We start from the raw sequence: 26,950 nt of genomic DNA, 5'->3' as shown, positions 1-26,950 counted from the left end.
TATAGCGAGTAATTTACTTCGTCCTATAGTAAGGATGAGGTTTTTTTTATTTATATATAGAAATATTTTAACAAAAAAAGCAATTAGAGAAAGGAGTTTTGACATGTACAAAAAAGTAGAACTTACAAATGGTTTTGTAGGTATGGAAAAAGAAGTAGCTGACCTTTGGAAAGCTAGAAATGTAATTAAAAGAAATTTTGACATGAATCAAGATGGTGAATATTTTACTTTTTATGATGGACCTCCAACAGCAAATGGAAGACCTCATGTAGGACATATTTTAACTAGAGTTATGAAGGATATAATCCCAAGATATAAAGTTATGAAGGGATTTAAAGTTATAAGAAAGGCTGGTTGGGATACTCACGGATTACCAGTTGAGCTTGAAATAGAAAAGAAACTTGGAATTTCAGGTAAAGAGCAAATAGAAGAATACGGAGTAGAAAAATTCGTTAAAGAATGTAAAGAAAGTGTTTTCACATATGTTAACATGTGGGAAAAAATGACTGATAAAATTGGTTACTGGGTTGACATGGAACACCCATATGTAACATATCATAATCCATACATTGAATCAGTATGGTGGGCATTAAAACAAATGTGGGATAAAGATCTTTTATATAAAGGTCATAAAGTTATGCCATATTGTCCAAGATGTGGAACAGGTCTTTCATCACACGAAGTATCACAAGGATATAAAGATGTTAAGGATTTAACTGCAGTTGCTAAATTTAAAGTAGCTGGAGAAGAAAATAAATATATACTAGCTTGGACAACAACTCCTTGGACATTACCTTCAAACGTAGCATTATGTTTAAATAAATCATATGATTATATTGAAGCTAAGGTTGGAGATGAAACGTATATTTTAGCTAAAGAGTTAGCACCAAAAGTACTTGGTGAAGAATTTGAAGTAATTAAAGAATTTAAGGGTGCAGATATTTTAGGAATGAAATATGAGCAATTATTACCATTCCACAAGCCGGAAGGTAAAGCATTTGAAGTAATTCATGGAGATTTTGTAACTCTTACAGATGGTACAGGAATAGTTCACATAGCACCAGCTTATGGTGAAGATGATAACTTAGTTGCTAAAAAGAATAATATGGCATTTATAAATTTAGTTGATGCAGAAGGTAAGTTCGTTGCTGAAGTAACTCCTTGGGCTGGAAAATTTGTTAAAAAGTGCGATCAAGCAATTTGTGATTACTTAAAAGAAGAAAATAAATTATTTAAAGCTGAAAAGCACACACACTCATATCCACATTGTTGGAGATGTGATACTCCACTTCTTTACTATCCAAAGGATAGTTGGTTTGTTGCTATGACAACTTTAAGAGATAAGTTATTAGCTAATAACGATAAAATAAATTGGTTACCAGATAATATTAGAACAGGAAGATTTGGTAAGTTCTTAGAAAATGTTATAGACTGGGGTATTTCAAGAGATAGATATTGGGGAACTCCACTTCCAATTTGGGAATGTGAATGCGGACATAGAGAATGTATTGGGAGCATTGCTGAATTAAAGGAAAAAGGAATAGATGTTCCAGAAGATATAGAATTACACAAACCATTTATAGATAGAGTTGAGTTAACTTGTAGCCATTGCGGTAAAAAAATGAAGAGAACTCACGAAGTTATTGACTGTTGGTTTGATTCAGGATCAATGCCATTTGCTCAACTTCATTATCCATTTGAGAATAAGGAATTATTTGATCAAAATTTCCCAGCTCAATTTATATCAGAAGCTGTTGACCAAACAAGAGGATGGTTCTATACATTACTTGCAATTTCAACTGCAATATTTGATAGAAATCCATTTGAAAACTGTATAGTTTTAGGTCATGTCCTTGATAAAAAAGGATTAAAGATGAGTAAATCAAAAGGTAATGTTGTAGATCCATTCGATGTACTTGATGCACAAGGTGCAGATGCTACAAGATGGCATTTCTATACTGCAAGTGCACCATGGCTTCCAACTAGATTCTCAATAGATGATGTTGCAGAAGCTTCAAGAAAGTTCTTAAGCACATTATGGAACGTATATTCATTCTATGTACTATATGCTGACTTAGATAAATTTAATCCAACTAAATATGCTGATTTTGAGTCAGATAATGTAATGGATAAATGGATACTTTCAAAATTAAATACATTGATTAAAACTGTTGAGACTGGATTAGACGAATACAATATAACAGGTTCAGCTCTTGCGATTGAAGAGTTTACAGATGAATTATCAAACTGGTATGTAAGAAGAAATAGAGCAAGATTCTGGTCAGCAGAATTAACTGATGATAAGATTGGAGCTTATGTAACATTAAATAAAGTACTTGTTACTTTAGCTAAAGTTGCAGCACCATTTGTTCCATTTATAACAGAAGAAATTTATCAAAACTTAGTTGTTAATATGGATGAAAATGCTCCAGAAAGCATACATTTATGTTCTTGGCCAAAGGCTGATGAATCAGCTATAAATAAAGAACTAGAAAAGGAAATGGATTTAGCTTATACAATAGTTAAGCTTGGAAGAAGTGCAAGAAATGGAGCTAACGTTAAGAATAGACAGCCACTTTCAAAAATACTTGTTTCAACAAAATCACTTCCAGAATATTATGGTGATATTATAGCTAATGAACTTAACATAAAAGAAATTGAGTTTGGAGCAGACCTTTCAAAATATGTTAATTTTGAAATAAAACCTAATTTACCGGTTTTAGGAAGAAAATTTGGTAAATTAATACCTGGAATAAGAAAAGAAATAGCTTCAAGAAATCAAATGGAACTTGCTCAAAAAATCCAAAATGGTGGAGTTGAAGTTATAAATGTAGATGGAACAGAGATACCTTTAGATGCAGAAAGTGTTCTTGTAACTATGCAAGGTTTAGAAGGATTTGCTTTTGCTGGAGAAGGAGATACTGGTGTTGTTCTTGATACTCATATAACTGAAGAGTTAAGAGAAGAAGGTCATGTAAGAGAAATGATTTCAAAAATCCAAAACATGAGAAAAGAAAAAGGATTTGAAGTTGCGGATAATATAAATCTTTATGTTGCAAATAATGATATGTTAATTGATGTAATTAAAAAGTTTGAAGATACTATTAAAAAGGAAACTTTAACAAAAGATATAGTATTTAATGGAGAATTTGATTATACAGAAGTAACTATAAATGGTGAAAAACTAGATATGACTGTAGAAGTTGTAAAATAAAATATTAAAAAAGCTAGAAAGTTAATGCTTTCTAGTTTTTTTTATTTATTAATATATATTTACATAATTTTTAGAGAAACTATAATTAAAGAAGGGGTTTTCTTGAAATAAAGCGAATATATTAGTATAATAAATTATCAAATATGATTAGGAGTGATAAATTATGGCTACTTCTATTAAGGATGTTGCAAGAGAAGCTGGGGTTTCAATTGCTACAGTTTCAAGAGTTTTAAATGACATAGATGTTGTGAATGAAGACACAAAAAAGAAGGTTTTAGATGCTATAAAGAAATTAGGATATAGACCTAATATAGTTGCAAGAAGTTTAAAAACGCAAAGAACAAAAACAATAGGAATATTAATACCTGATATATCAAGTCAATTCTATCCAGAGATAGTAAGAGGAGCTGAAGATGTATCTAATATATATGATTACAATATAATACTTGGAAATTCTGACTTTGATGTAGAGAAGGAAAAAGAATATTTAAGAGTATTAAAAGAAAAGATGGTTGATGGAGTAATCTATATGAGTAGTTCATTACAAGATGAAATTTTAGATTTAATAAATGAGTTAGATTTAAAAACAATTCTTGTTGAAACTAAAGATAAAGAAGGAAAATTACCTAGTGTAACTATTGATAATATAGAAGCTGCATATGATGCAACAAAATATTTAATAAATAAAGATTTAAAAAATATTGCTTTTGTAGGTCTTGATAAAGATGAAATGAATGCATGGAGCGATAGATACATAGGTTATGAAAAAGCTATAACTGAGTCAGGGGAAAAGTTAAATGAAGAATTAATTCATTTATCAGGGCTTAAAGTTAAGTGTGGATATGAAGCGGCTGAAAAGTTTATAAAATCTGATTATAAGGTAGAAGGTATAATATGTGCTACAGATGAGTTAGCAATGGGAGTTATAAACGGATTAAGAGATAATGGAATAAGAGTTCCTGAAGATGTTAGTGTTATGGGATTTAATAATAATTTTGTTGGAGAAATATTCTATCCAAAACTTACAACTATGAATCAACCAAGTTATGATATGGGTTCAGTTGCAATGAGAATGTTAATAAAACTTCTTAACAAACAAGAGTTAGAACAAGCACACTATGTTTTACCACATAACATAATCGAAAGAAATAGTGTAAAATAATATATGATGATTTAAATGAGCTATCAAAAAGATAGCTTATTTTTTATAAAAAATTTATGCTTTTATTTAGTTCTGATAAAAATTTAAGTTTATGATATAGTATATTTATGAAAAATGAAGGGAGGATATAGTTTTAGTGAAAAAAAGATATATAATAGCTATTATTTTAGTTATTGTAATAGGAGTTTTTTCTTTTTTTATTTATAAAAAATATGAGGAAAAACATAAATATGATTCTATAAAGTATGGTAGAGCTGAATATGTAACTAGTATGAATGAAATCAATAAGTCACTTCCAACTATAATACTTTTTAAAAGTGTTATGTCAGAGCATAGTTTTGATGCAGAAAAAAATCTTAAGTTGTTACATGATAAATATGGAAATCAATTTAATATAGTTCATGCAAGTGCAGATAGTTTGGATAATGATGAAGCAGTAAATCTTGCAAAAAAATATAATGTTACAGGAGTTCCAACTTTTGTAGCATTAGATAAGAACTGCAATTTAATAGAAAAAAAAGAAAATGTTTATTCAGAAAAAGCTATAAAAATTATACTTAAAGATATGGGAGTAAATATATAATATTAGGAGGGGAATATATGAATAAGCAAAAAAGACTTGGGGAAGAAAAGATATCGAAATTATTAAGAATATTTTCAGTGCCTGCAATAGTAGGTATGATAGTAAATACTTTATATAACATTATTGATAGAATGTATATAGGTAATATAAAGGGTGTGGGTCAACTTGCCATAACAGGTGTAGGGATTACTATGCCTATAATGACTATAATATTAGCTTTTGGTATGTTAGTTGGAATTGGAACTGCAGCAAGAGTTTCTCTAAAGCTTGGAGAGCATAATAAAGAATCTGCAGAAAAACATTTAGGAAATGCATTTACATTAATAGTTATAATAAGTATTTTAATTACTATAATAGGATTAATATTTTTAAATCCGATATTAAGAGTGTTTGGTACTAGTAATGCTACTGAAATATATGCAAGAGAGTATATGCAAATAATATTTGTTGGAACTATAGTAAGCATGCTAAGTTTTGGATTAAATCACTCTATAAGAAGTGATGGAAATCCTAAAATAGCAATGTTTTCAATGCTTATTGGAGCTTTAACAAACATAATATTAGATCCTATTTTCATATTTGCTTTAGGAATGGGAGTTAAGGGAGCTGCTATAGCAACTGTAATTTCTCAAACAGTTACAACTATATGGATATTATATTATTTTACAAAGGGTTCTAGCATAATAAAGTTAAAATTATGTAATTTAAGACTTGATAAGGCTATAATTATTAGTATTTTTTCAATAGGAATGAGTCCTTTTAGTATGCAAGTAGCTGCAAGTATAGTCCAAGTTCTAGCAAATAATTCATTAAAAGAATATGGTGGAGACCTTGCAATTGGAGCTATGACAATCGTTTCAAGCATTTCTATGATATTCTTAATGCCTATATTTGGATTAAATCAAGGTTCACAACCTATAATAGGGTACAATTATGGAGCTAAAAAATATCATAGAGTAAAGGAAACTGTAAAATATGGGTCAATAATTGCAACTATAATAGTTGTTTGTGGATGGCTTGTAGTACAATTAACCCCAGAAGTTTTAATTAAAATATTTAACAGTGACCCAAATCTTGTTAATATAGCTAAAAATGGTATAAGAATTTACTTATTTATGTTACCAGTTATAGGATTTCAAATAATAAGTTCAAACTATTTTCAATCAATTGGTAAGGCTAAAATATCAATGTTTTTAAGTCTTCTTAGACAGGTTATATTACTTATACCTTGTCTTTTAATTCTTCCAAAAATATTTGGATTAAATGGAATATGGCTTTCAGGAGCTATAAGTGATGGATTTTCATCACTTATAACAGGAATTCTTTTTTATAATTCTGTTAAAAAATTAAAAGAAGTAAATGAGGTTAATAAAATAGCATAAGAAATTAATTAAAAAGTGACTTTAAAGTCACTTTTTTTATTTTGATGTAACAATAGTTACAAACATAATTTTAAGGTTAATATATAATAAAAGCATAGTATATTTTAATATGGAGGATTAAATATGAGCAATATGGTAAATGGTATACCTAATATGGTAAGTGGAACTCATTATGGTAATCTTCAGAAGGTTAGAAATGGTAAGAGAACTTTTGGAATAACACCACATATTCCAGGAGGTTTTATAACTATAGAAAATTTAGAGAAGATAACTAATGTAGCAAAAAAATATAATGGTGTAATTAAAATAACATCAGGTCAAAGAATTTTAATAACAAACCTTAATGGAGAAGACTTACCTAAAATATGGAAAGAACTTGGAATGGAACCAGCTGTTAGAAAGCAAAATTCGGTTAAAAATGTTGAAATGTGTCCAGCTGGTTATTGTAAAAGATCAAAGTTTAATACTATAAGTACTGGAATGAAGTTACTTAATAAATATCAGAATATGGATATGCCTTGTAGAACAAAAATTGGAGTTGCAGGATGTAAAAATGCATGCGGTAGTGTATATTCAAAAGATATTGGAATAATTGCAGATAAAACAGGATTTTTAGTTACAGCTGGTGGATCAGCAGGCTATAATCCAAGATTGGCTGATATAATAATTCAAGATGTTTCTGAAGATGAGGCTTTAAAAATAGTAGATAATATTTTTAAAGTTTATAAGTCACTAGGAGAAGCAGGAGAAAAACTTGGAGATTTTATTGAGAGAATAGGAATAGATAATTTTAAGGAAAAGGTTTTATAATATAAAAAATAAGAAGGCTGTAGAAATAATCAATGAATGATTACTTTTACGGTCTTCTTGCTTTTAAAATTAATGATGTTTATTTTGGTATGCGTGTTTAATTTTTGAAAAGCCGTTTAAAGATAAAACTTTACATACTGATTTAATTAATTCTTTTCTTTCTGCAGCTCTACAATCGTCAGTTGTAACATCTAAAACATTTTTAACGTCTGTAACTAAGGAATCTAAATCTCCAGTCGTTATTGAAAAATTAGCATCCATAGCAGCGCTTAATATACTATGCCTTATTTTTTCATCATCAAATGGAACAACCTTATCGTTTTTATTTACTATTTCCATTTAAATTACCACCTTTCATATAAATTTTAAACAAATAAAAGAAGCTTAAATAAATAAGCTTCCATTGTTATCTTAACCTAATAAAATTAATTATTAAAGGATACCTTCTGTTTTAAGAATATCTTCTAATTGTTGAAGTTTATTATTTAAAGATAAGAATTTTTCTTTTATATCATCTCTTGATATTTCATCTTTATCGATACCTTCTTCTAAGGCTTCTACAGTTTTTAATGCTTCATCAATATCTTGTTGAACTAATTTAAGATTTTCTTCTCTCATATAAGATTCTCCTTTGGTATATCTTTTTAAAATTATGTTTATACTTTAATCCTATCACTACTAAAACTGTTGTGCAAGGCATATATTTAACTGTTAACAATAGTTATTTTATGGAGGAATGAATGATTAATTATATTTGGTTTGCAATGATATTTTTTGGAATAATTTTTGCTTTATTTACTGGAAATGGAGATAAAATAACTGAAGCAATAGTTTTAGGAAGTGAAAGTACAGTTTCTTTTTTAATTGAACTTGTAGGAATAATGTGCTTTTGGTGTGGAGTAATGAAAATAGCTGAAAAGAGTGGCCTTACAGCACAAATTGCAAGAATTTTAAGACCTTTATTAAAGAAACTTTTTAAAGAAGCAGCAACAGATGAAAAGGCACTTGGTGCAATTGTTATGAACTTAACTGCTAATATGATGGGACTTTCAAATGCAGCAACTCCTTTTGGAATAAAAGCTATGGAAGAAATGGATAGATTAAATAAAAAAAGCAGTGTTGCATCAAATGATATGGCTTTGTTTTTAGTTATGAATGCAGCTTGCATACAATTAGTTCCTACAACTGTAATATCTATAAGAGCAGCAGCGAATTCTGTAAATCCAGGAATAATAATATTACCTGCAATTATATCAACAACCATAGCTGCAATAGTTGGGGTTGTATGTTGCAAAATACTACAAAGATATTTTTAGGTAGGGGGTTTTAATATGTTTTCATATATTACAAAAAGTATTATCCCTATAATAGTTGTTATAATACTTTTTTATGGAATGATTAAAGGGAGAAAAGTGTATGAGTGGTTTATAGAAGGAGCTAAAGAAGGTTTATTTGTATGTATGAGAATTTTTCCGTATCTTTTGGCTATGATTGTAGCTGTACAAATATTTAAAGGTGCAAATCTTTTGGAGTTAGTAAATAATATAATTTCACCACTTTCTAGAGCTATAGGATTACCAGAAGAAGTAGTTCCTTTGGTTCTTATAAAACCAATATCAGGTAGTGGAGCAGTAGGTATGTTTACTGAAATTATTAAAACATATGGAGCAGATACATTTATAGGGCTTGTAGCATCTGTAATTATGGGAACAACGGAAACTATATTTTATACTATAACTGTATATTATGGAGCTGCAAAAATTAAAAAAATAAGGCATACATTGTGGGCAGCTGTAATTGCAGATATAACAGCTATAATTGCTGCTATTACTGTTGTTAATTGGATAATACTATAATGTAGTATGTTTTAAATTTTTAATATTATCTTTAAGAAAACTTTTATTGTTAATAAATTTTAAAATATAATTTTATTAACATATATTTAGACTTAATATACAATAATTATAAATAATAATTACTTTGAATAAAAAATTGTATAATTTAATTGAAGAATAAAAAGGAATCTTAAATTAATATATTCAAGATTCCTTATTTTATAAAATTATTTATTTTCTTTAAATTTATTAACTATTAATGCAATTGCATTATCACCTGATACATTACAAGCTGTTCCAAAACTATCTTGAGCAATATAAAGAGCAATCATTAATGCAAGTTGTGCATCATTAAAGCCTAAGTTAGTTTGTAATACACCAAGAGCTGCCATGACAGCACCACCAGGAACACCAGGGGCTGCAATCATAGTAACACCTAACATTGCTATAAATCCAAAAAATTGTGGAAAATTAAAAGGCATTCCATTAAGTAACATTACTGCAATTGAACAACAAGTTAAAGTAATAGTACTACCAGATAAATGGATTGTAGCACAAAGAGGTATAACAAATTCTCTAACACCTTTAGAAACTCCATTTTTTTCTGCAACTTCAAGGTTTACTGGTATTGTAGCAGCTGAAGATTGTGTTCCAAGAGCTGTTAAGTAACCAGATAATTGATTTTTCATTAAAGTAAAAATATTTTTTTTGTTTAAAGCTCCAGCAATTGTAAATTGAGATGATATAACAAAAAAGTGTAGAGCTAATATTATTAAAAATACTTTCCAAAATACTGAGAATATAGATTGAACTTGACCTGTATAAGTCATATTTGCAAATATTCCTAATATATGAAAAGGAATTAAAGGAATAATTATAGCATTGATAACTTTTTGAATAATTTCTTGAAATTCTAATGATGCATTATATAAAGTACGACCTTTTACATAAGCTATACCAAGTCCAAGTAAAAAAGCAATAAGCAATGCAGTTGTAACTGACATAACAGGTGGCATATCAACTACAAATAATGGTTTAAGTAAACTATGTTCAGGATTATTTGCAGTAAAACTTAAGGATTCCTTAACGAATTTTGGAAATAAATTTGAAGCAACAAAAAATGCTAATAAACCTGAAAGTAATGTTGATAAATAAGCTAATAAAGTTGTAAGTCCTAGCATTTTTCCTGCTGATTTACCCAAGTCTGCAATACCTGATACAATAAATCCTATTATTATAAGTGGTATTATAAAACCAAGAAAGTTTCCAAAGATAGAATTAAAAGTTGCCAATAATCTTATGAAATTTTCTGGCATAAATTTACCGAATATGAGACCAAATATAATTGCTAATATTAATTTTGGAATAAGTCCTAAATTTCTCAAATGTATCCCTCCTGTGGACAAGTGTATTTTGTATGTATTATAATAGTATAAAGTTGAATTTGTCTATTTATTTATTAGTTGGGGCAATAAAATAGAGTAAATGATTAATATTAGGAGAAAAACAACACTTACATATTATAATGGATAATATGCTCTAAATTCCAAATAATAATCATAAATTTAATTATGATTAAAATACACAAATTAAAATTTGTCTTTAGATTGGGGGGGTTATATGTCAGATGAAAAATTTTATATTGTAAATGAGCAAGTATTACCAAATATATTTTATAAGGTTATAGAGGTTAAAGAATTACTTCATACAGGAAAAGTAAAAGATATATCAGAGGGAGTTAAAAAGGTTGGAATAAGTAGAAGCACTTATTATAAATATAAGGATTTTGTATATCCAATGGCGGAAGGTGTAAATAGTAAAAAAATTACGATTGTGCTTTTACTAGCTCATAAATCGGGAGTGCTTTCAAGAGTTCTAGACTTTATTGCAACAAATGAGTTAAATATATTAACAATTAATCAAGATATACCAATAAATATGACTGCAAATGTTACTATAACATTAGATGTCTCTAAAATAAGAGGAGATGTTAAAAACTTTTTATACAAAATCAGTGAGCTTGATGATGTAATAAAAGTTAGAATACTAGCCGTAGAATAAAAAGTATGGAGGGATAATTATGGAGAAAAAAGTTTTTGAATTTAACAGAAAGAGGGTACTTGAAAAGTTAGAGGAAAATTCTTTATTAATTCTTTTTGCTGGAAATGCACCAAAGAAAACTGCTGATGAAAAATATAGTTTTACACCAAACAGAAATTTTTATTATTTAACAGGAATTGATGAAGAAGATCATATTATTGTTATGGGTAAATTAAATGGCAATGTAATTGAAAAGATGTTTATAAAAGAAATAGACCTTGAAAAAGAAAAGTGGCTTGGTAAAACAATAAGAAAAGAAGAAGTTTTTAATTTAAATAGTATAGAAGATATAGGATACTTAGGAGAGTTTAGAGGCTTTTTAAATAAAATAATAAATGAAAGTGTTGATATAAATATATATTTAGATTTAGAAAGAGATGAGTTTAACAGCTTACCAACAGTAAGTAGTACATTTGCTAAAAAGCTTAGAAATAAGTATCCACAAGTGAATATAAAAAATGTATTTCCAATATTTGCACCAATAAGACTTGTAAAGAGTCCATCTGAAATAAAAGAAATGCAGAAGGCTATTGATATAACAATTAAAGGTGTTGAATCAATAATGAAAAATATAAAACCTGGAATGCTTGAATATGAATTAGAAGCATATTTTGAATTTGAATGCAGAAAAAGAGGAGTTCGTGATTATGCATTTAATACAATTGCAGCAGCTGGAAAGAATGCAACTATATTACATTATGTAGATAATAATTCAGAAGCTAAAGATGGAGATTTAATTCTTTTTGACTTAGGAGCACAGGTTAATTATTATAATGGAGACATTTCAAGAACATTTCCTGTAAACGGTAAGTTTACAAAAAGACAAAAGGAAGTTTATGAAGCTGTACTTAGAGTAAATGAGAAAGTTATATCAGAGTTAAAACCAGGTATTAATTTCTTAGATATAAATAAAAAATCTAAAGAGTGGATTGCAGAAGAATGTATTAATCTTGGATTAATAGAAAATAAGGAAGAAGTATCAAAATATTATTGGCATAGTATAGGACATAGCTTAGGTTTAGATACTCATGATATAGAAAATCCAGGAAGAAATACAGTTTTAGAACCAGGTATGGTATATACAGTAGAACCAGGCATATATATAGGAGAAGAAGGTATTGGTGTAAGAATAGAAGATGATGTACTAATAACTGATGATGGATGTGAGGTATTAACTAAGGATATGATAAAATCAGTTAGTGAAATAGAAGAATTTATGAAAAATTGTTAATAAAATAAACAAAAAATTAAAAGATATATTGATATATATATATTTATATTATATAATTATATTAATTTAAAAGTGAATAATTTGCGAAGAGGTAGAGGCGCGGTCTTTAAGAGTAATGTTATTGAGATAAGCACTATGATATAACATGAAAGGAAATACCGCCGAAGGATATAACTAATGCTTTAATGTTATAATCCTGGGCTTATGCATAATATGCATAAGACTGTCACAAATTATATTTGTGGTGAGCTATCATTCAATGGATTCTTACGTTATATATTTAGAACCTTGAGTGTTATCTCAAGGTTCTTTTTGACTTTAAAGTAAAATGATGGGCCTCTAAAAAATATTCACAAATTTTATTTTAATAGGGGGATTCAATCATGAAAAAAAGAAATTATTTAGTATTTTTATTTACCTTTATACTAATGATTAGTATGACAACAGTAGCATTTGCATCAGAAATTGATCCAGGAACTGTAAATGCAGAAAGGTTTGGTATATGGACTATAATACCACCTTTAGTTGCAATTGTACTTGCATTTATTACAAAAAATGTTGTAGTATCTTTGTTTATTGGTGCATTAGCTGGATGTTTTATGATTCAAGTCGTAGATCAAAATGCATTTAATGCATTGATACAAGCCTTTTTAGATTTTATACAAAGAGTTCTAAATTCTTTAGCGGATCCTTGGAATGCTGGAATAATACTTCAAGTTTTAGCTATTGGAGGAGTAATAAATCTTGTTGCTAAAATGGGAGGTGCTAGAGCTATAGCAGAAGCACTTGCAAAAAGAGCAAAAACTCCAAGGAGTGCTCAACTTGTTACTTGGTTTCTAGGTCTTTTAGTATTTTTTGATGATTATGCAAATTCATTAATAGTAGGTCCTATAATGAAGCCTGTTGCAGATAAACTTAAAGTTTCAAGAGAAAGGTTAGCTTTTATAATTGATGCAACAGCAGCACCAATTGCAGGACTTGCAATAATATCAACTTGGATAGGGTTAGAAGTAGGACTTATAAATGATTCATTTACTCAAATTGGAGTTAAAGTTGATTCCTTTGGTGTTTTTCTTCAAACTATTCCATATAGATTTTATAATATTTTAATACTTGCATTTGTAGTTATTACATCTGTTATGCTTAGGGATTTTGGACCTATGAGAAAGGCTGAAGTTAGGGCTAGAAAAGGTATTAAGGATAAAAAATCGGAGCTTGAAAGTATAAGTACAGAAGATGAGATGAAAGTAAAAGAAGGAGTTAAGCTTAGTATTTGGAATGCAATAATCCCAATAGGAGCACTTATAATATCAGCTCTTATAAGTTTTTATTATAGTGGATATACAAGTATAATAGGTGGAACTGATGTAGCACTTAGAGAAGTTGTAACTAATGCACCGTTTTCTTTTACAGCAATAAGAGAAGCATTTAGTGCAGCTGATGCATCAACAGCACTTTTCCAATCAGCAGTATTTGCATCAATAATAGCAATTGCTATGGGAGTTTGTAAAAAGATATTTACTGTGTCAGAAGCTGTTGAAGTTTGGGTAGATGGAATGAAAGGTCTTATAATAACTGGAGTAATTTTATTACTTGCATGGTCATTAAGTTCAGTAATAAAAGATTTGGGAACTGCTAAATATTTAGTTACATTATTATCTGGATCAATACCATCATTTTTACTTCCAAGTATTATATTTATATTAGGAGCTGTAATATCATTTGCTACCGGAACTGCATATGGAACAATGGGAATACTTATGCCTCTTGCAATTCCTCTAGCTCATTCAATATCACCAGATATGAGCTATATAGTATTAAGTACAAGTGCTGTACTTACAGGAGCAATATTTGGAGACCACTGTTCACCAATATCAGATACAACAATACTTTCATCAATGGGAGCTGGATGTGATCATATAGAACACGTAAAAACACAAATGTGGTATGCACTGTTTGTTGCAGGAGCCACAATAATATTAGGTTATATACCAGCTGGATTAAATGTTCCTGTTTATATAATATTACCTGTTGCAATAATAGTACTTGTAATTGCTGTTAAGTTTATAGGAAAACCAGTGGATGAAGTTGTGGAAAATTAATATATTAATTTTTAAAAGTGTGGATAATTTCCACACTTTTTTTATTAGAATAATTAATAACTTACCTAATATATAAATTAAAATGTGTCAGTATAATATTTATATTAATAAGTTATAATAAGAAAAATTTTATAAGAGGGATATTATGAATAGAAGAATAGGAAATAGAAATATTATTAATAACATAGGAGATTTTTCTAATATATTTAGTCAAACATTTTCTAAGTTTTTTAGTAGTATAAATATTGGTTCAATTGAAGAATTTTTTAATGAAGGTGATTTTATAAATGTAAATATGAAAGAAGATGAATCTAAATATATAATAGAAGGAGTATTTCCAGGGATAGATAAAAAAGATATAAAAGTAGATTATAAAGATGATTATATATATATAAATATAAATCGAAGGCAAGTATTTTCTAATGGTTATAATATGTCTATGGTTGTATCAGAATTTGGTGATGGATTTTCTAGAGAATTTTTTGTTCCAGATTCAGATATATCATCACTTAAGGTATCATTTAAAAATTATAGATTAAAATTAGAAATACCTAAACTAAATTATAGATTACCAGTTGATCAGAGTGAGATTATTGATGTTGTAGATTATAAAGAAGAATAAAGCTATAGTTTTTACTATAGCTTTATTCTTTCTCCTCAGGCGGATTAAAATATTTATTTATTAGTATTGCTACGATTATACCTATTGCGGTATCTATGCTTCTTCCAATGGCATAAGCATAAGATTGAGGTCCACTATAATTAATCATTATACCTATAAGTACTATACATGCAATTGTAACTGATCCTGGTTTATTAAAAAGGTTACAAGTGTAAATTACAGCAACTATACCAAGTCCAGTTATAAATGCGCTATAATCATATAAGAAGGTAAATTTAATCATAATAAATATAATTAACATACCAAATATACCACCAATTATAGTGCCGATAAGTCTATTTTTACCCATGGTAAAGGAACTTGAGACTGTATCCTTCATACAAATAACAGCAGCAATACATGCATAAAATGCGTTTTCTCGTCCTAGAAATTGAAATATAATCATACAAACAGTAACCGCAAGAGCTGTTTTTATATTACGTAAACCAACCCTATGCACGTTTAACTTCATAATTAAAACCCCCAAAATAGATTTTTAAATATTATAACACATAGAAGTAAATAATTTTATTAATAAAGATTACAATTTAAAAACAATTGACATATAAAAATATATAGAATATTATATATTTAAAATATTAAAATTAAAGATAAATGCTATGAAAAGAAGAGTAGTAAAAGTATGTATCTAAAGAGAGCTAGCAATTTGCTGAAAGCTAGTGTTATAGACTTTTATGAATATGGCCTTGGAGCACATCCTTTGAGCTTAGAGAGTTAGAAGGATACGGGAACAACCGTTATATTGTAAGGTAAATTTTATTACCTATTGAGTTTTTTGTCGTGAGGCAAAGGAGAAATAGAGTGGTACGCGTATATAACGCCTCTATGCATTATGCATAGAGGTTTTTTTATAGTAAAAGATATATTTATATAAATAAAGGAGGATTTTAAGATGTGTAAGAAACCATATTATATTACTACACCTATATATTATCCATCAACGAAGTTACATATAGGTAACACTTATACAACAGTTGCAGCTGATGCAATAGCAAGATTTAAGAGATTAACAGGATATGATGTAATGTTCTTAACAGGAACAGATGAACATGGTCAAAAAATTCAAAGAATAGCTGAAGAAAAAGGTATAAAACCTATAGAGCATGTAGATGAAATAGTTGCTGGAATAAAAGACCTTTGGAGCATGATGAATATAAGTTATGATAAGTTTATAAGAACAACTGATGATTATCATGTGGAAGCAGTTCAAAAAATATTTAAAAGATTATATGATCAAGGAGATATATATAAGAGTTCATATGAAGGGTTATATTGTACTCCATGTGAATCATTCTGGACAGAAAGTCAATTAGTAGATGGAAAGTGCCCAGACTGTGGAAGACCAGTTGAAACTTCAAAAGAAGAAGCTTATTTCTTCAAAATGAGCAAATATGCTGATAGATTAATTAAATATATAGAAGAACATCCACATTTCATACAACCAGAATCTAGAAAAAATGAAATGTTAAATAACTTCTTAAAACCAGGATTACAAGATCTTTGTGTTTCAAGAACTAGCTTTGATTGGGGAGTTCCAGTAACATTTGATGAAAAGCATGTTGTTTATGTATGGATTGATGCATTATCAAACTATATAACTGCATTAGGATATGGAAGCAATAATACAGAATTATTTGATAAATACTGGCCAGCAGATGTTCACTTAATAGGCAAGGATATATTAAGATTCCATACAATTTATTGGCCAATAATGTTAATGGCTTTAGATTTACCATTACCAAAACAAATATTTGGTCATGGATGGTTACTTGTTGATGGTGGAAAGATGAGTAAATCAAAAGGTAATGTAGTTGATCCAGTTACATTAGTAGAAAACTTTGGTGTAGATGCTGTTAGATATTACTTATTAAGAGAAATACCATTTGGAGCAGACGGATTATTTAACAACGAAATATTTATAAAGAAAATAAATTCAGATCTTTGTAATGACCTTGGAAATTTACTTTCAAGAACAGTTGCAATGATAGAAAAATATTTTGATGGAGTTATTCCAGCACCAGTAGGTAAGGAAGATGTAGATGATGAGCTAATTAACTTAGCATTAGAAACTCCAAAGAAGGTTTCAGAATCAATAGATGCATTAAAGCTTCCTGAAGCTTTAGAAAATGTATTTGAATTAGTTAGAAGGGCTAATAAGTATATTGATGAAACAACTCCATGGATATTAGCAAAGGATGAAGATAAAAAGGAGAGACTTGGAACAGTTCTTTATAATTTAGCAGAAGCTTTAAGATTTACTTCAGTTTTATTATCATCATTCTTACCAACAACTTCAGAAAAAATAAATGAACAATTAGCTGTTACAGCAACTGATTGGAATTCATTAGAAGGATTTGATGGAACTGCTCCTGGAACAAATGTTAAAAAAGGAGATAGTTTATTCCCAAGAATAGATGTTGATAAAAAGCTTGCTGAACTTGAAGAGTTAAGAAAAGCTCAAATAGAGGCTAATTCTAAAAAAGAAGAAGTTAAAGAAGACGTTAAAGAAATCCAACCAATTAAAGAAGAAATAACAATAGAAGATTTTGAAAAAATAGATTTAAGAGTAGTTAAAGTTTTAGAGTGTGAGCCAATAAAGAAAGCTAACAAATTACTTAAATTAAAAGTTGATTTAGGTGGAGAAGTTAGACAGGTAGTTTCAGGAATAGCAAAACACTTTAAACCAGAAGATTTAATAGGAAAAAATGTTGTACTTGTTGCAAACTTAAAACCTGTTAAGTTAAGAGGTGAATTATCACAAGGTATGATAATTGCTGCATCAAATGACGATGATAGTATATTAAACTTAGTTAATCCAGGAGATAACTTACCAACTGGAAGTATAGTAAGATAAATAAAAAACACTAGATAGGAAGTCAGCTTGTATAAGGTTGGCTTCTTTTTGTATAAAATAGGAAGGGATTTGAGAAAATGAATATAGTAATAGGTAATGCGTGGCCATATGCTAATGGAAAGTTGCATTTAGGACGGATAGCAGTTTTTCTTCCAGGGGATATATTAGCAAGGTATCATAGAATGATGGGAGATAATGTAGTATTTATATCGGGCAGTGATGCACATGGTAGACCAGTAAAGTTAAAGGCTTTAGAACTTGGAATAACACCAGAAGATACACTTAAAAAATATAATGATGAATTTATAGAATGTTTTAATAAATTAAATTTTTCATTTGATCTATTTACCAATACGGATACTAAATATCATAAGGAAAATGTAAAAAAATTTATACAAAAATTATATGAAAGTGGTTATATATATGAAGAAGTTTATGAAAATAATGATAAGAATTTAATATTTTCACTTTCAAAATTAGAAAATGATGTAAAAAGAATATTTATAAAACAAAATGACTGGAGAAAAAATGCTGAAATAATAACAAAAAGATATTTAGATGAAGGATTAAGAGATAGATCTATAACAAAAGAAATTGATTGGGGGATAGATGTACCTTTTAAAGGTTTTTCAAATAAAAAGATATTCGTTTGGATTGAAGCTCTTATGGGATATTTAACTGCAACAAGCAAATGTATAGAAAATAAATTAGATAATAAGTTATCTGATTACTGGGATAGTGAGGATGGTAAAGTTTATTTAGTTCATGGAAAGGATAATATACCATTTCACACAATAATTTTTCCGGGAATATTAGTAGCATTAGGTTTTAAAAATCCAAATATAACTATAGTTTCTAGTGAACATTTAAAGCTTGAAGGTAAAGATTTTTCTACAAATAAAAATTGGGCCATTTGGGTAGATGAAATATTAGAAAAATACAATGTAGATTCATTAAGATATTATTTAATAAATAATGGGCCTGAAGAAAATATAACAGATTTTAAATGGAGAGATTTTATAAATTTAAATAATAGAGATTTAGTTTTTGAATTAGATAGTCTCTATAAAAAAACAATAAAAACAAGTGATTTTTCTTATTTAGATAATATAGAAAGAGATAAAATGTTGGATTTATATTTTAGTGTTGGAGAGAAAATAGAACAATGTAAATTTAAGTCTGCAATTAGGCAAATTTTTGCATATATAAAGGAAGAAAATAAAAAAAATAATCCAAAGGTTGAAAGTATTATAAATTTAGCGAATGTATTAGAGCCATTTTTACCAGAAACATCAAAAAAGATAAAAGATAATTTTGAAGTAAGTGGTGGAGAGTGGAATTTAATAAACGTAAGGAAAACATCTATTATAAAATCATATAAACCATTATTTGAATTAATAGATAGGAAAAATATTATAGATGAAATAAAAAAATTAAAAGAAAATAAAATATAAAAAAATCCTAGAATATCTAAAATAGGGGGACTAGATATTCTAGGAACCAATCAATTAAGATGGTTATAAGGGGTAAATAATAATGCTTTAACTACTTTACAATTAAATAATAACTTAGTAATATGTCAGTTTTGTGTCAAAATATATAATAAAATATTAAATGATAATTATTCTAAATAAATAATAATAAAAATATTAATAAAATTAGATTGTTATTTTGTCGAAATTCAATATTTTAATTGTTTTTCTATCATAGTCAATTATTTCTTCATTTTTCATTCTGATTAATTCTCTAGATAATGAAGGTCTTTGAACTCCGAAGGAGTTTGCTAGAGCTTGCTTTGTCATATTTAAGTTTATTATATTACTATTTTGTTTTTTTGATTCAATCAATAAAAATTCACAAATCATAGCTCTTAATGATTTTGATGACACTTGTTTTAATTTTTGACTTAATAATAGTGCCTTATTAGATAATAGTGCTAAAAATGCTAATAATAATTTTTGGTTTTCTTGAAGTAAAGAAGTTATTTTCTTTTTATTTATATGAAGAATTAAACTATTATTTTTACTAACTACATCCATAGGATAAGTATTCTTGTTTCCAAATAATAAATTTTCACCAAACATATTAGAAGCTTCAAGGGTTGAAACAATTAAAACATTTCCATTTTCATCATTTTGTTGAATTTCAACTACACCAGATATTACTATGCTTAAATTATTGCAAATATCATTATTAAAAAATATAACTTCTTCTTTAGAGTACTTCTTTATTGATACTAAAGGGTCTGATATAATCGCTTCTATTTCTTTAAATTCAAAATCTTTGAACAACAATGATGATTTTATTATATTTATTAATTGGGTGTTTTTCATGTGTTTCAAATCCTTTCACTAATGTATATATTTTTTCAAAGTGCTTATATTGTATAATAATATATGTAATAAAATTTTAAAAGAGGGAGATTTGCTATTAATGGATAATAAATACAAAATATTTGATACACATGCACATTATGATTCTGAGGATTATGATGTAGATAGAGAAGAAATTTTAAATGAATTAAAAAATAATGGGGTTATTGGAATTTTAAACTGTGCTTCTTCATATGAAAGTATAGAAGTAACTTATAAGCTTACACAAACATATGATTTTATATATGGCGCATTAGGAATTCATCCTGAAAATGCTAATGAATTAACAGATAAAGTATTAAAAGAATTAAGAGATTTAATAAAATCAAATGAAAAAATAGTTGCTGTTGGTGAAATTGGATTAGATTATTATTGGGAAGAAAATCCTCCAAAAGAAGTTCAACAAGATGTATTTAGAAAACAAATGAAACTTGCAGAAGAATTAAATTTACCTGTAATAATACATGATAGAGATGCACATAAAGACACATTAGATATAATGAAAGAATTTCCAAAAGTTAAGGGTGTAGTTCACTGTTTTTCAGGAAGTGTAGAGTTTGCAAAAGAATGCATAAAGCTAGGATATTACATAGGTTTTACTGGTGTTGTTACATTTAAAAATGCAAAAAAAATAGTAGAGGTTGCAAAAGAAATTCCAGTTAACAGAATGCTTGTAGAAACTGATGCTCCATTTATGGCTCCAGTACCAAATAGAGGAAAGAGAAACAGATCTGATTATATAAAAGAAGTTATAGAGAAAATAGCAGAAATAAGAAGCATGAATCCAGAAGAGTTAAATATTGAGCTTAATAACAATTTTTACAACTTGATTAATAAGGAAAAATAATGTAAACTTAAATGGAATTAATTTACAATTAATTCTCGGAGATACTTAAACAATATACCATGGACGCAGGGAACTCATTTAGTGCTAAATTATAATAAAAAAAATATATGCATAGCACTGCATTTTCAAGGTTTAGCGCTAGTAAGCAAGAGAGTGTAGATTTGACAAGGTACTAAAAACTAAGTATAATGCAAAAGACACTCTTGCCAAAGGAGGGAAATCAATGGTAGAAAAATTTAAAACTTTTATGAAGAAAAGTTTTTCTAACGGTCCGAAGGCAAAAATAGTGATATTAACTGCAGCTATTGCTGTAGTCATAGTAGCCACTACAGTTGCTACAATGAGAAAGACAGTTAAATTAAGTATTGACGGAAAAGAAGAAACATTTATCACATATAAAGGGACTGTTAAAGATGCGTTGCAAGATAAAGGAATAGGTTTATCAGATTATGATAAGGTGCAACCATCCTTAGAATCCAAAATTAAAGAAGGTCAGGAGATTGCAGTTGATAAAGCTGTGCCGATCAATATTAAGTTTGCAGATAAAGATGTTAAAATTTATTCAGCAGAAGACAATATTGAAGATGTTTTATTAACTAGTAATGATCAACTTAAAAAACAAGGAGTAGAATATGTAGATGGTATAGATGAAGTTAAACCAGAACTAAATACTCCAATTACAGAAAATATGGATGTTAGTATTGTTAAGGTAGAAAGCAAGAAGGTTACAGAACAAAAGGCAATACCTTATGATACAGTAACTAAGAGTGATGAAAGCCTTGAGAAAGGTAAGAAACGAATTGAAGCTGAAGGTAAAAACGGAAAGCAAGAGGTTACTTACGAAATAGTATATAAAGATGGAAAAGAAGCTTCAAAGAAAGAGGTAAGTAGTAAAGTTGTTGCAACTCCTGTTAATGCAGTGGTTGTACAAGGTACAAAGAATCCAGTTAATTATATACCAAATAGAGGTGATTCAGTACAATATAAGAAACACTTAGTTATGGAAGCAACAGCATATTCTGGTCATAGTACTACTGCAACTGGTGTTGCTCCTGTGTACAACCCTGGTGGAGTTAGTACAATAGCAGTAGACCCAAGAGTTATTCCTTTAGGAAGCTTAGTATATGTAGAAGGTTATGGATATGCTAGAGCGTCAGATACTGGTGGAGCTATAAAAGGAAATATAATAGATGTTTATTTAAATAGTTCATCAGCATGTAATCAATGGGGAAGAAAATATGGAGTAGATGTTTATATAGTATCTTATCCGGGTGAATAGTTTGATTTTAAAGAGATAACAGATTAGTTATCTCTTATTTTTTTGTATATAATAGTTATGTATTATTATTTGACATGATGTATATATATATGTAAATTATTTATATATGAGTGCTAAGAATAAATGATTAGCGAAAGGAAGTAAAGCTTGTGGATAAGAAAATTATAAAAGAAGTTATAGTAGTTGAAGGTAGAGATGATATAGATGCAGTAAAGAAAGCTGTAGATGCTGAACTTATTGCTGTTGGTGGATTCGGAATAAATAAAAGGGTTATAGATAGAATAAAAGAAGCTCAAAAAAGAAAGGGAGTTATAGTTTTAACTGATCCAGATTTTGCTGGAGAGAAGATACGTAACATAATTGCAAAGAGAGTAAAAGGAATAAAGCATGCATATATAGCTCAAGAGGATGGATTAAAAGATGGAGATATAGGTGTAGAAAATGCATGTCCAGATGTTATAATAAGAGCCTTAGAAGGTGCAAAGGTTACGCTAGAAGAAAAGCATAATGAATATGGTATGGAGGATATGTTTTATTTTAAACTTGCAGCTGATGAAAAGGCTAAGGATAGAAGAATGGCTTTAGGTAAAGAACTTGGAATAGGATATGGAAATGCTAAACAAATGCTATCTAGACTAAACAATTACGGAATAGACAAAGAAGAATTTGCAAAGGCTATGCAAAAAGTAGAAAAAGAAATAGGAGAAATTTAATATGGAAATAAAAGATTATAAAACTCAAGAACTTGTAAAAAAGTACAATTTTAAATTTTCGAAGAGCTTAGGACAAAACTTTCTTATAGATGACTCAGTTCTTACTGATATAGTTCAAGGCGCTGATGTTAATGATGAAGATTTAGTAATAGAAATAGGACCAGGGGTTGGAACTTTAACTGCTCAGCTTTTAAATAAAGCTAAAAAAGTTGTTTCAATAGAATTAGATAATGATTTAATTCCTATATTACAAGAAGAACTTGGAAGTCATCCAAATTTTTCATTAGTACATAAGGATGCTTTAAAGGTAGATTTCAATGAAATAATTGGAGATGAAAAAAGTGTAAAATTAGTTGCAAATCTTCCTTATTATGTAACTACTCCGATAATAGTAAATCTTTTAAAAGAAAAATATAATTTTAAAAGTTTAACTATAATGATACAAAAAGAAGTTGCAGAGAGAATAAATGCAGAACCAAACTGTAAAGAATATGGTTCATTATCATTATTAGTACAATATTACTGTAATACAAAAATAATAAGAAAAGTATCACCAAGTTCATTTATACCAAGACCTAAGGTTGATTCAATAGTAATAAGGTTAGATAGATTAGATAGTCCAAGAGTTGAAGTTAAAGATGAAAAACTTATGTTTGACATTATAAGAAATTCTTTTAATATGAGAAGAAAAACTTTATGGAACGGAGTAAAAAATATAGGTATAGATAAAGAAAAGCTACAAAAGGCATTTGATGATGCTGGAATAGATCCAAAGAGAAGAGGAGAAACTTTATCTTTAGAAGAATTTGCAAAGCTTAGTGATGAAATTTACAAATATAAGTAAATTTCGATTATCATAATAGGTACCTTACTGCATATACTATATTGAATAAATGTATGCGGAGGTAATGGGGAAATTGGCACATAGTAAATTATATAGAAATTTTATAATTCTACAAGAAGATGAAAGAAGTAAGAGTTCTTCAGATAAGGCACTGTCAGGATATGCAAAAATAGAATCAAAAGGGGATAAGTGCAAAATAACATTTTACACACAAAACTTAAAAAAAGAAGATGATTATACTATAGTACTTATTTGTTATAAAAAAGATTTAAAGCAAATAGTGGATATTGGTAAACTAAAGGTTAGTGATTCTGGAAAAGGTGAGGCGTGTATAGAATATAATTCTGATAATATAGCAGGATTAAATATGCATTATGATAAAATATCAGGAGCTGGTATATGTAAAAAGAAATCAGATGGATTAGATTTTACTATGTATGGATTTATGAGCGGAGAAAAGTTAGATGACAACTGGAAGAAATGCAAAGTAGTAAAATGTGATTATGATGGACTTAAACCTAAATCAAGAGAGTATATAAAAAGAGAGGTTATTGAACCAGAAGTTGAAGAAAAGCATACTGATATAAAAGAGAACTTAGATATAAATCAAAATAAAGAAGAAGTTGTTAAAGAAGAAGTAGAAAATATTAAAGCTGAACATAAAAACAATGAGGAAGAATTAACAAATAAGTTTGAAGATTATGAAAGAAGTATAGAGATAGAAAATGTAGATCCTTATGATTTTAAATTAAGAGGTGGCATTGGAGATTTCTTTGAAAACTTAGTTAAAGGTTTTGAGGAAATTAAAGATGGATTCAAAGAATTAACTTATACTAAATGGTATAAGATACCTGTACATGATATAGAGGATATGTGTGATTCAAAAGATTATAATAAATATTCTATTTTATATTATCCTATGATTAATTATTATCCATATATCAGAAAATACGGTTATTTTATGATGGGATATAAATGTGATAAAAAAGGAAACTTAAAGTACTTAGTTTATGCTGTGCCAGGTAAAAAAGATAAGGATGAGCAACCTTATGGAGGAAAATCAGGATTTATTACATGGTGTAAGAGAAAAAGTAATGATGAATATGGTTTTTGGTTAATGTTCTATGATTATAAAAATTCAACAATTGTAGTTCCAGCTAAGTAATAAATTTGTAATATACAATAATTTGCAAGTAATATTTGAAAGTATTATAATTTAGATATAATTAGGAGAAGCTTAAGCTTCTCCTAATTAGTTATATAGGGTGTTTAGGAGGGAATATGAGACAAGTACTTTTTGAAATTTTAAATTTTAAGGTTTATAGTTATGGGTTTATGATTGCTATAGGTGTAATATTAGCATCAACATTTTTTATAAGAAAAGCAAAAAGGTATGGATATGATGAAGATAAGTTATTAAATTTAATAATTGTAACAGTTATATCAGGTATATTAGGAGGAAAGTTATTATTTATAATTACTGAATTTAAGGACATAATAAATAATCCGTCAATTCTATTTAATTTTGGTAATGGATTTGTAATATATGGAGCTATAATATGTGGTGCACTAGGACTATATTTATATTGTAGAAAAAATAGATTTGATTCTATACAATTATTAGATTTTGTTGTTCCTTTTGTTGCTTTAGCACAGGGGTTTGGAAGAATAGGATGTTTTTTGGCTGGATGTTGCTATGGAAGAGAAACAACACTTCCAATTGGAGTAGTGTTTCCAAGTGGGTCTTTAGCACCTAGTGGAATACCTTTAATACCAACTCAATTATTTAGTTCCGTATTTGATTTTTTATTAGCAGGTTTTTTGATATGGTATAGCAGAAAAGAAAGAATCAAAGGTAGGATACTTGCTGTATATATTATAATTTATAGTATTGGAAGATTTTTTATAGAATTTTTTAGAAATGATCCAAGAGGAAATATATTAATGTTTTCAACATCGCAATTTATAGCTATATTTACTCTTGTATTAGGAGTTATAATTTACAATTTAGATAAATTTAAAAGGAGAGAAAATAAGTGAATAGACGGGTAATATCAAAATTAGCAATGCTTTGCATTATGGTTGTTATTGGAACAACTATGGTTGGATGTACACCTGTAAATAATGTTTTAGTAAAGCTTGGATTTAGAAACAATGATTTTGATTATATGAAGACTAATAAGGTTGATGAAATAGTCATAGAGAATAGTCGTGATACTGGTTTTAGATTTGAAGTTACGGATCCGAAGGCAATAGAGGAAATATACAAAACATTATCAGCAGGAAACCCAGAGCCGGAAAAAAGTTCATTAGATCCTGATTACATATTTGAGATTCATACAGGAGACAAAGTTAAAAAGTATTATTATGTAGTAGGTGTTAATGAAAGTAGGAGAGGAAACTTTTATGATTCAAATAATGCCTATAAGGTACCAAGAGATTTGGATCAGACAATAATTAATAATTTATCATTTATAAGAAGACCTAGAGATTTTAATTCAATATATTATGGTACAATAATGAAAGTAATGGAAATGAATAAAGGTGCATTAGGTGATGGTAGTCACAAAGTTGGAATTAATATACTAAGTGATTTAGATTGTGTTAAATATTTATTTTCAACAGATTTACAAAAATTCCAAAAGGATTTACAAAAAGTAATACCGGGGGCTGAAATAATAAATAATAACAACCAAAATGACTTTAATGTAGTTGTAACTGTTCAAAACATGGGATATAGCACAGATGTGTTTAGAACATTAATAACTGTAGATAATAAGATTGATAAGACTTACCAAAAATATTATGTTGTAGGACATTATGAATTTAAAAAATGGGAAATTACAGTCGGAAGCGATGGTAAAAAGCCTGATAATTGGAGTCAAACAAATAAATAAGGGAGGATTTACATATGAATAATGCTCAAAAAGCTACAATGAA

General features: G+C 28.2%; 25 protein-coding genes, 1 riboswitch and 1 other annotated feature. Of the genes, 20 read left to right on the top strand and 5 right to left on the bottom strand.

Annotation, left to right across the window (positions count from 1 at the left end):
* Positions 1-103: 103 nt before the first annotated feature.
* From ileS to AC4FQW_RS11725, 5 genes are all read left to right on the top strand, one after another.
* Positions 104-3,214: an isoleucine--tRNA ligase gene (gene ileS / locus AC4FQW_RS11745; protein WP_303127336.1), complete on the top strand. Its 3,111-nt coding sequence runs from the start codon at positions 104-106 to the stop codon at positions 3,212-3,214.
* Positions 3,215-3,377: 163 nt separating this feature from the next.
* Positions 3,378-4,376: a LacI family DNA-binding transcriptional regulator gene (locus AC4FQW_RS11740; RefSeq protein ID WP_303127338.1), complete on the top strand. Its 999-nt coding sequence runs from the start codon at positions 3,378-3,380 to the stop codon at positions 4,374-4,376.
* A 136-nt stretch (positions 4,377-4,512) separates the two neighbouring features.
* A complete protein-coding gene (locus AC4FQW_RS11735) occupies positions 4,513-4,959 on the top strand; it encodes a hypothetical protein (protein WP_303127340.1) in 447 nt (148 codons plus the stop codon).
* Positions 4,960-4,976: 17 nt separating this feature from the next.
* Positions 4,977-6,341, top strand: a complete 1,365-nt coding sequence (locus AC4FQW_RS11730; RefSeq protein WP_491149219.1) for an MATE family efflux transporter — start codon at positions 4,977-4,979, stop codon at positions 6,339-6,341.
* Positions 6,342-6,464: 123 nt separating this feature from the next.
* Positions 6,465-7,151 (top strand): ferredoxin-like domain-containing protein, encoded by a 687-nt coding sequence (locus tag AC4FQW_RS11725; protein ID WP_303127344.1) that lies wholly within the window; start codon positions 6,465-6,467, stop codon positions 7,149-7,151.
* A gap of 69 nt (positions 7,152-7,220) precedes the next feature.
* Here AC4FQW_RS11725 and AC4FQW_RS11720 read toward each other — a convergent pair whose 3' ends face one another.
* Together AC4FQW_RS11720 and AC4FQW_RS11715 are read right to left on the bottom strand one after the other, a co-directional pair.
* Entirely contained in the window at positions 7,221-7,490 is a 270-nt protein-coding gene (locus tag AC4FQW_RS11720) for an ATP cone domain-containing protein (protein WP_303127346.1), read from the bottom strand.
* Between the two features lie 93 nt (positions 7,491-7,583).
* Positions 7,584-7,769 carry a hypothetical protein gene (locus AC4FQW_RS11715; protein ID WP_303127348.1) on the bottom strand — a complete coding sequence of 62 codons (186 nt, stop codon included), beginning with the start codon at positions 7,767-7,769 and terminating at the stop codon, positions 7,584-7,586.
* 122 nt (positions 7,770-7,891) lie between these two features.
* On the opposite strand from AC4FQW_RS11715, the gene AC4FQW_RS11710 reads away from it, so the two are divergent.
* Both AC4FQW_RS11710 and AC4FQW_RS11705 read left to right on the top strand, forming a co-directional pair.
* A complete protein-coding gene (locus tag AC4FQW_RS11710) occupies positions 7,892-8,467 on the top strand; it encodes a nucleoside recognition domain-containing protein (RefSeq protein WP_303127354.1) in 576 nt (191 codons plus the stop codon).
* A 15-nt stretch (positions 8,468-8,482) separates the two neighbouring features.
* The gene (locus AC4FQW_RS11705; protein ID WP_303127356.1) at positions 8,483-9,007 is read left to right on the top strand and encodes a spore maturation protein; all 525 of its coding nucleotides are present in this window, start codon (positions 8,483-8,485) and stop codon (positions 9,005-9,007) included.
* Positions 9,008-9,213: 206 nt separating this feature from the next.
* On the opposite strand, the gene AC4FQW_RS11700 is transcribed toward AC4FQW_RS11705, so the two are convergent.
* A complete protein-coding gene (locus AC4FQW_RS11700; RefSeq protein WP_491149215.1) occupies positions 9,214-10,371 on the bottom strand; it encodes a dicarboxylate/amino acid:cation symporter in 1,158 nt (385 codons plus the stop codon).
* A gap of 235 nt (positions 10,372-10,606) precedes the next feature.
* Here AC4FQW_RS11700 and AC4FQW_RS11695 point away from each other — a divergent pair, with 235 nt between their 5' ends.
* The 4 genes from AC4FQW_RS11695 (at position 10,607) to AC4FQW_RS11680 (ending at position 15,041) form a co-directional block, all read left to right on the top strand.
* Positions 10,607-11,047 (top strand): ACT domain-containing protein, encoded by a 441-nt coding sequence (locus tag AC4FQW_RS11695; protein WP_303127360.1) that lies wholly within the window; start codon positions 10,607-10,609, stop codon positions 11,045-11,047.
* A gap of 19 nt (positions 11,048-11,066) precedes the next feature.
* Positions 11,067-12,317 (top strand): aminopeptidase P family protein, encoded by a 1,251-nt coding sequence (locus AC4FQW_RS11690; protein WP_491149213.1) that lies wholly within the window; start codon positions 11,067-11,069, stop codon positions 12,315-12,317.
* Positions 12,318-12,401: 84 nt separating this feature from the next.
* Positions 12,402-12,577, top strand: a riboswitch (Lysine riboswitch).
* 123 nt (positions 12,578-12,700) lie between these two features.
* The gene (locus tag AC4FQW_RS11685; RefSeq protein ID WP_491149212.1) at positions 12,701-14,419 is read left to right on the top strand and encodes a Na+/H+ antiporter NhaC family protein; all 1,719 of its coding nucleotides are present in this window, start codon (positions 12,701-12,703) and stop codon (positions 14,417-14,419) included.
* 145 nt (positions 14,420-14,564) lie between these two features.
* Positions 14,565-15,041 carry an Hsp20 family protein gene (locus AC4FQW_RS11680; RefSeq protein WP_303127366.1) on the top strand — a complete coding sequence of 159 codons (477 nt, stop codon included), beginning with the start codon at positions 14,565-14,567 and terminating at the stop codon, positions 15,039-15,041.
* Positions 15,042-15,063: 22 nt separating this feature from the next.
* On the opposite strand, the gene AC4FQW_RS11675 is transcribed toward AC4FQW_RS11680, so the two are convergent.
* Positions 15,064-15,552, bottom strand: a complete 489-nt coding sequence (locus tag AC4FQW_RS11675; RefSeq protein ID WP_303127368.1) for an FUSC family protein — start codon at positions 15,550-15,552, stop codon at positions 15,064-15,066.
* A 139-nt stretch (positions 15,553-15,691) separates the two neighbouring features.
* Positions 15,692-15,929: a binding site (T-box leader), on the top strand.
* Positions 15,930-15,993: 64 nt separating this feature from the next.
* Between AC4FQW_RS11675 and metG the strand changes: the two genes are divergently transcribed.
* Together metG and AC4FQW_RS11665 are read left to right on the top strand one after the other, a co-directional pair.
* The gene (metG, locus tag AC4FQW_RS11670) at positions 15,994-17,955 is read left to right on the top strand and encodes a methionine--tRNA ligase (protein ID WP_491149209.1); all 1,962 of its coding nucleotides are present in this window, start codon (positions 15,994-15,996) and stop codon (positions 17,953-17,955) included.
* 77 nt (positions 17,956-18,032) lie between these two features.
* Complete coding sequence (locus tag AC4FQW_RS11665) at positions 18,033-19,409, top strand: methionine--tRNA ligase (RefSeq protein WP_491149207.1); 1,377 nt, start codon at positions 18,033-18,035, stop codon at positions 19,407-19,409.
* 204 nt (positions 19,410-19,613) lie between these two features.
* Here the strand turns inward: AC4FQW_RS11665 and AC4FQW_RS11660 are convergent, their stop codons facing one another.
* Positions 19,614-20,288, bottom strand: coding sequence for a Crp/Fnr family transcriptional regulator (locus tag AC4FQW_RS11660; RefSeq protein WP_491149205.1), 675 nt, complete (start codon positions 20,286-20,288; stop codon positions 19,614-19,616).
* 100 nt (positions 20,289-20,388) lie between these two features.
* On the opposite strand from AC4FQW_RS11660, the gene AC4FQW_RS11655 reads away from it, so the two are divergent.
* From AC4FQW_RS11655 to AC4FQW_RS11625, 7 genes are all read left to right on the top strand, one after another.
* Complete coding sequence (locus tag AC4FQW_RS11655; RefSeq protein ID WP_491149203.1) at positions 20,389-21,174, top strand: TatD family hydrolase; 786 nt, start codon at positions 20,389-20,391, stop codon at positions 21,172-21,174.
* 223 nt (positions 21,175-21,397) lie between these two features.
* Positions 21,398-22,453: a resuscitation-promoting factor gene (locus tag AC4FQW_RS11650; RefSeq protein ID WP_491149201.1), complete on the top strand. Its 1,056-nt coding sequence runs from the start codon at positions 21,398-21,400 to the stop codon at positions 22,451-22,453.
* Positions 22,454-22,614: 161 nt separating this feature from the next.
* Positions 22,615-23,166, top strand: coding sequence for a ribonuclease M5 (gene rnmV / locus AC4FQW_RS11645; protein WP_303127466.1), 552 nt, complete (start codon positions 22,615-22,617; stop codon positions 23,164-23,166).
* Position 23,167: 1 nt separating this feature from the next.
* Complete coding sequence (gene rsmA, locus AC4FQW_RS11640; RefSeq protein ID WP_491149199.1) at positions 23,168-24,010, top strand: 16S rRNA (adenine(1518)-N(6)/adenine(1519)-N(6))-dimethyltransferase RsmA; 843 nt, start codon at positions 23,168-23,170, stop codon at positions 24,008-24,010.
* 64 nt (positions 24,011-24,074) lie between these two features.
* Positions 24,075-25,175 carry a DUF7922 domain-containing protein gene (locus AC4FQW_RS11635; protein ID WP_491149198.1) on the top strand — a complete coding sequence of 367 codons (1,101 nt, stop codon included), beginning with the start codon at positions 24,075-24,077 and terminating at the stop codon, positions 25,173-25,175.
* A gap of 116 nt (positions 25,176-25,291) precedes the next feature.
* Positions 25,292-26,050, top strand: a complete 759-nt coding sequence (locus AC4FQW_RS11630; RefSeq protein ID WP_491149196.1) for a prolipoprotein diacylglyceryl transferase — start codon at positions 25,292-25,294, stop codon at positions 26,048-26,050.
* Complete coding sequence (locus tag AC4FQW_RS11625) at positions 26,047-26,907, top strand: YhfM domain-containing protein (protein ID WP_491149194.1); 861 nt, start codon at positions 26,047-26,049, stop codon at positions 26,905-26,907. Before AC4FQW_RS11630 ends, AC4FQW_RS11625 begins: the two co-directional genes overlap by 4 nt.
* Positions 26,908-26,950 lie beyond the last annotated feature (43 nt).

Source organism: Clostridium sp. TJA085, assembly GCF_058310235.1.
The sequence above is the reverse complement of the archived record's forward strand: the minus strand, read 5'-3'. Positions and strand labels throughout refer to the sequence as shown.

Bases quoted from the DNA above. Each gene is read 5' to 3' on its own strand.
- AC4FQW_RS11705 (WP_303127356.1), top strand. From the start codon at position 8,483: ATGTTTTCATATATTACAAAAAGTATTATCCCTATAATAGTTGTTATA.
- ileS (WP_303127336.1), top strand. From the start codon at position 104: ATGTACAAAAAAGTAGAACTTACAAATGGTTTTGTAGGTATGGAAAAA.
- AC4FQW_RS11685 (WP_491149212.1), top strand. From the start codon at position 12,701: ATGAAAAAAAGAAATTATTTAGTATTTTTATTTACCTTTATACTAATG.
- AC4FQW_RS11650 (WP_491149201.1), top strand. From the start codon at position 21,398: ATGGTAGAAAAATTTAAAACTTTTATGAAGAAAAGTTTTTCTAACGGT.
- AC4FQW_RS11680 (WP_303127366.1), top strand. From the start codon at position 14,565: ATGAATAGAAGAATAGGAAATAGAAATATTATTAATAACATAGGAGAT.
- metG (WP_491149209.1), top strand. From the start codon at position 15,994: ATGTGTAAGAAACCATATTATATTACTACACCTATATATTATCCATCA.
- AC4FQW_RS11690 (WP_491149213.1), top strand. From the start codon at position 11,067: ATGGAGAAAAAAGTTTTTGAATTTAACAGAAAGAGGGTACTTGAAAAG.
- AC4FQW_RS11665 (WP_491149207.1), top strand. From the start codon at position 18,033: ATGAATATAGTAATAGGTAATGCGTGGCCATATGCTAATGGAAAGTTG.
- AC4FQW_RS11695 (WP_303127360.1), top strand. From the start codon at position 10,607: ATGTCAGATGAAAAATTTTATATTGTAAATGAGCAAGTATTACCAAAT.
- AC4FQW_RS11730 (WP_491149219.1), top strand. From the start codon at position 4,977: ATGAATAAGCAAAAAAGACTTGGGGAAGAAAAGATATCGAAATTATTA.
- AC4FQW_RS11655 (WP_491149203.1), top strand. From the start codon at position 20,389: ATGGATAATAAATACAAAATATTTGATACACATGCACATTATGATTCT.
- AC4FQW_RS11720 (WP_303127346.1), bottom strand. From the start codon at position 7,490: ATGGAAATAGTAAATAAAAACGATAAGGTTGTTCCATTTGATGATGAA.
- AC4FQW_RS11660 (WP_491149205.1), bottom strand. From the start codon at position 20,288: ATGAAAAACACCCAATTAATAAATATAATAAAATCATCATTGTTGTTC.
- AC4FQW_RS11715 (WP_303127348.1), bottom strand. From the start codon at position 7,769: ATGAGAGAAGAAAATCTTAAATTAGTTCAACAAGATATTGATGAAGCA.
- AC4FQW_RS11635 (WP_491149198.1), top strand. From the start codon at position 24,075: ATGGGGAAATTGGCACATAGTAAATTATATAGAAATTTTATAATTCTA.
- AC4FQW_RS11710 (WP_303127354.1), top strand. From the start codon at position 7,892: ATGATTAATTATATTTGGTTTGCAATGATATTTTTTGGAATAATTTTT.
- AC4FQW_RS11740 (WP_303127338.1), top strand. From the start codon at position 3,378: ATGGCTACTTCTATTAAGGATGTTGCAAGAGAAGCTGGGGTTTCAATT.
- AC4FQW_RS11675 (WP_303127368.1), bottom strand. From the start codon at position 15,552: ATGAAGTTAAACGTGCATAGGGTTGGTTTACGTAATATAAAAACAGCT.
- AC4FQW_RS11630 (WP_491149196.1), top strand. From the start codon at position 25,292: ATGAGACAAGTACTTTTTGAAATTTTAAATTTTAAGGTTTATAGTTAT.
- rsmA (WP_491149199.1), top strand. From the start codon at position 23,168: ATGGAAATAAAAGATTATAAAACTCAAGAACTTGTAAAAAAGTACAAT.
- AC4FQW_RS11725 (WP_303127344.1), top strand. From the start codon at position 6,465: ATGAGCAATATGGTAAATGGTATACCTAATATGGTAAGTGGAACTCAT.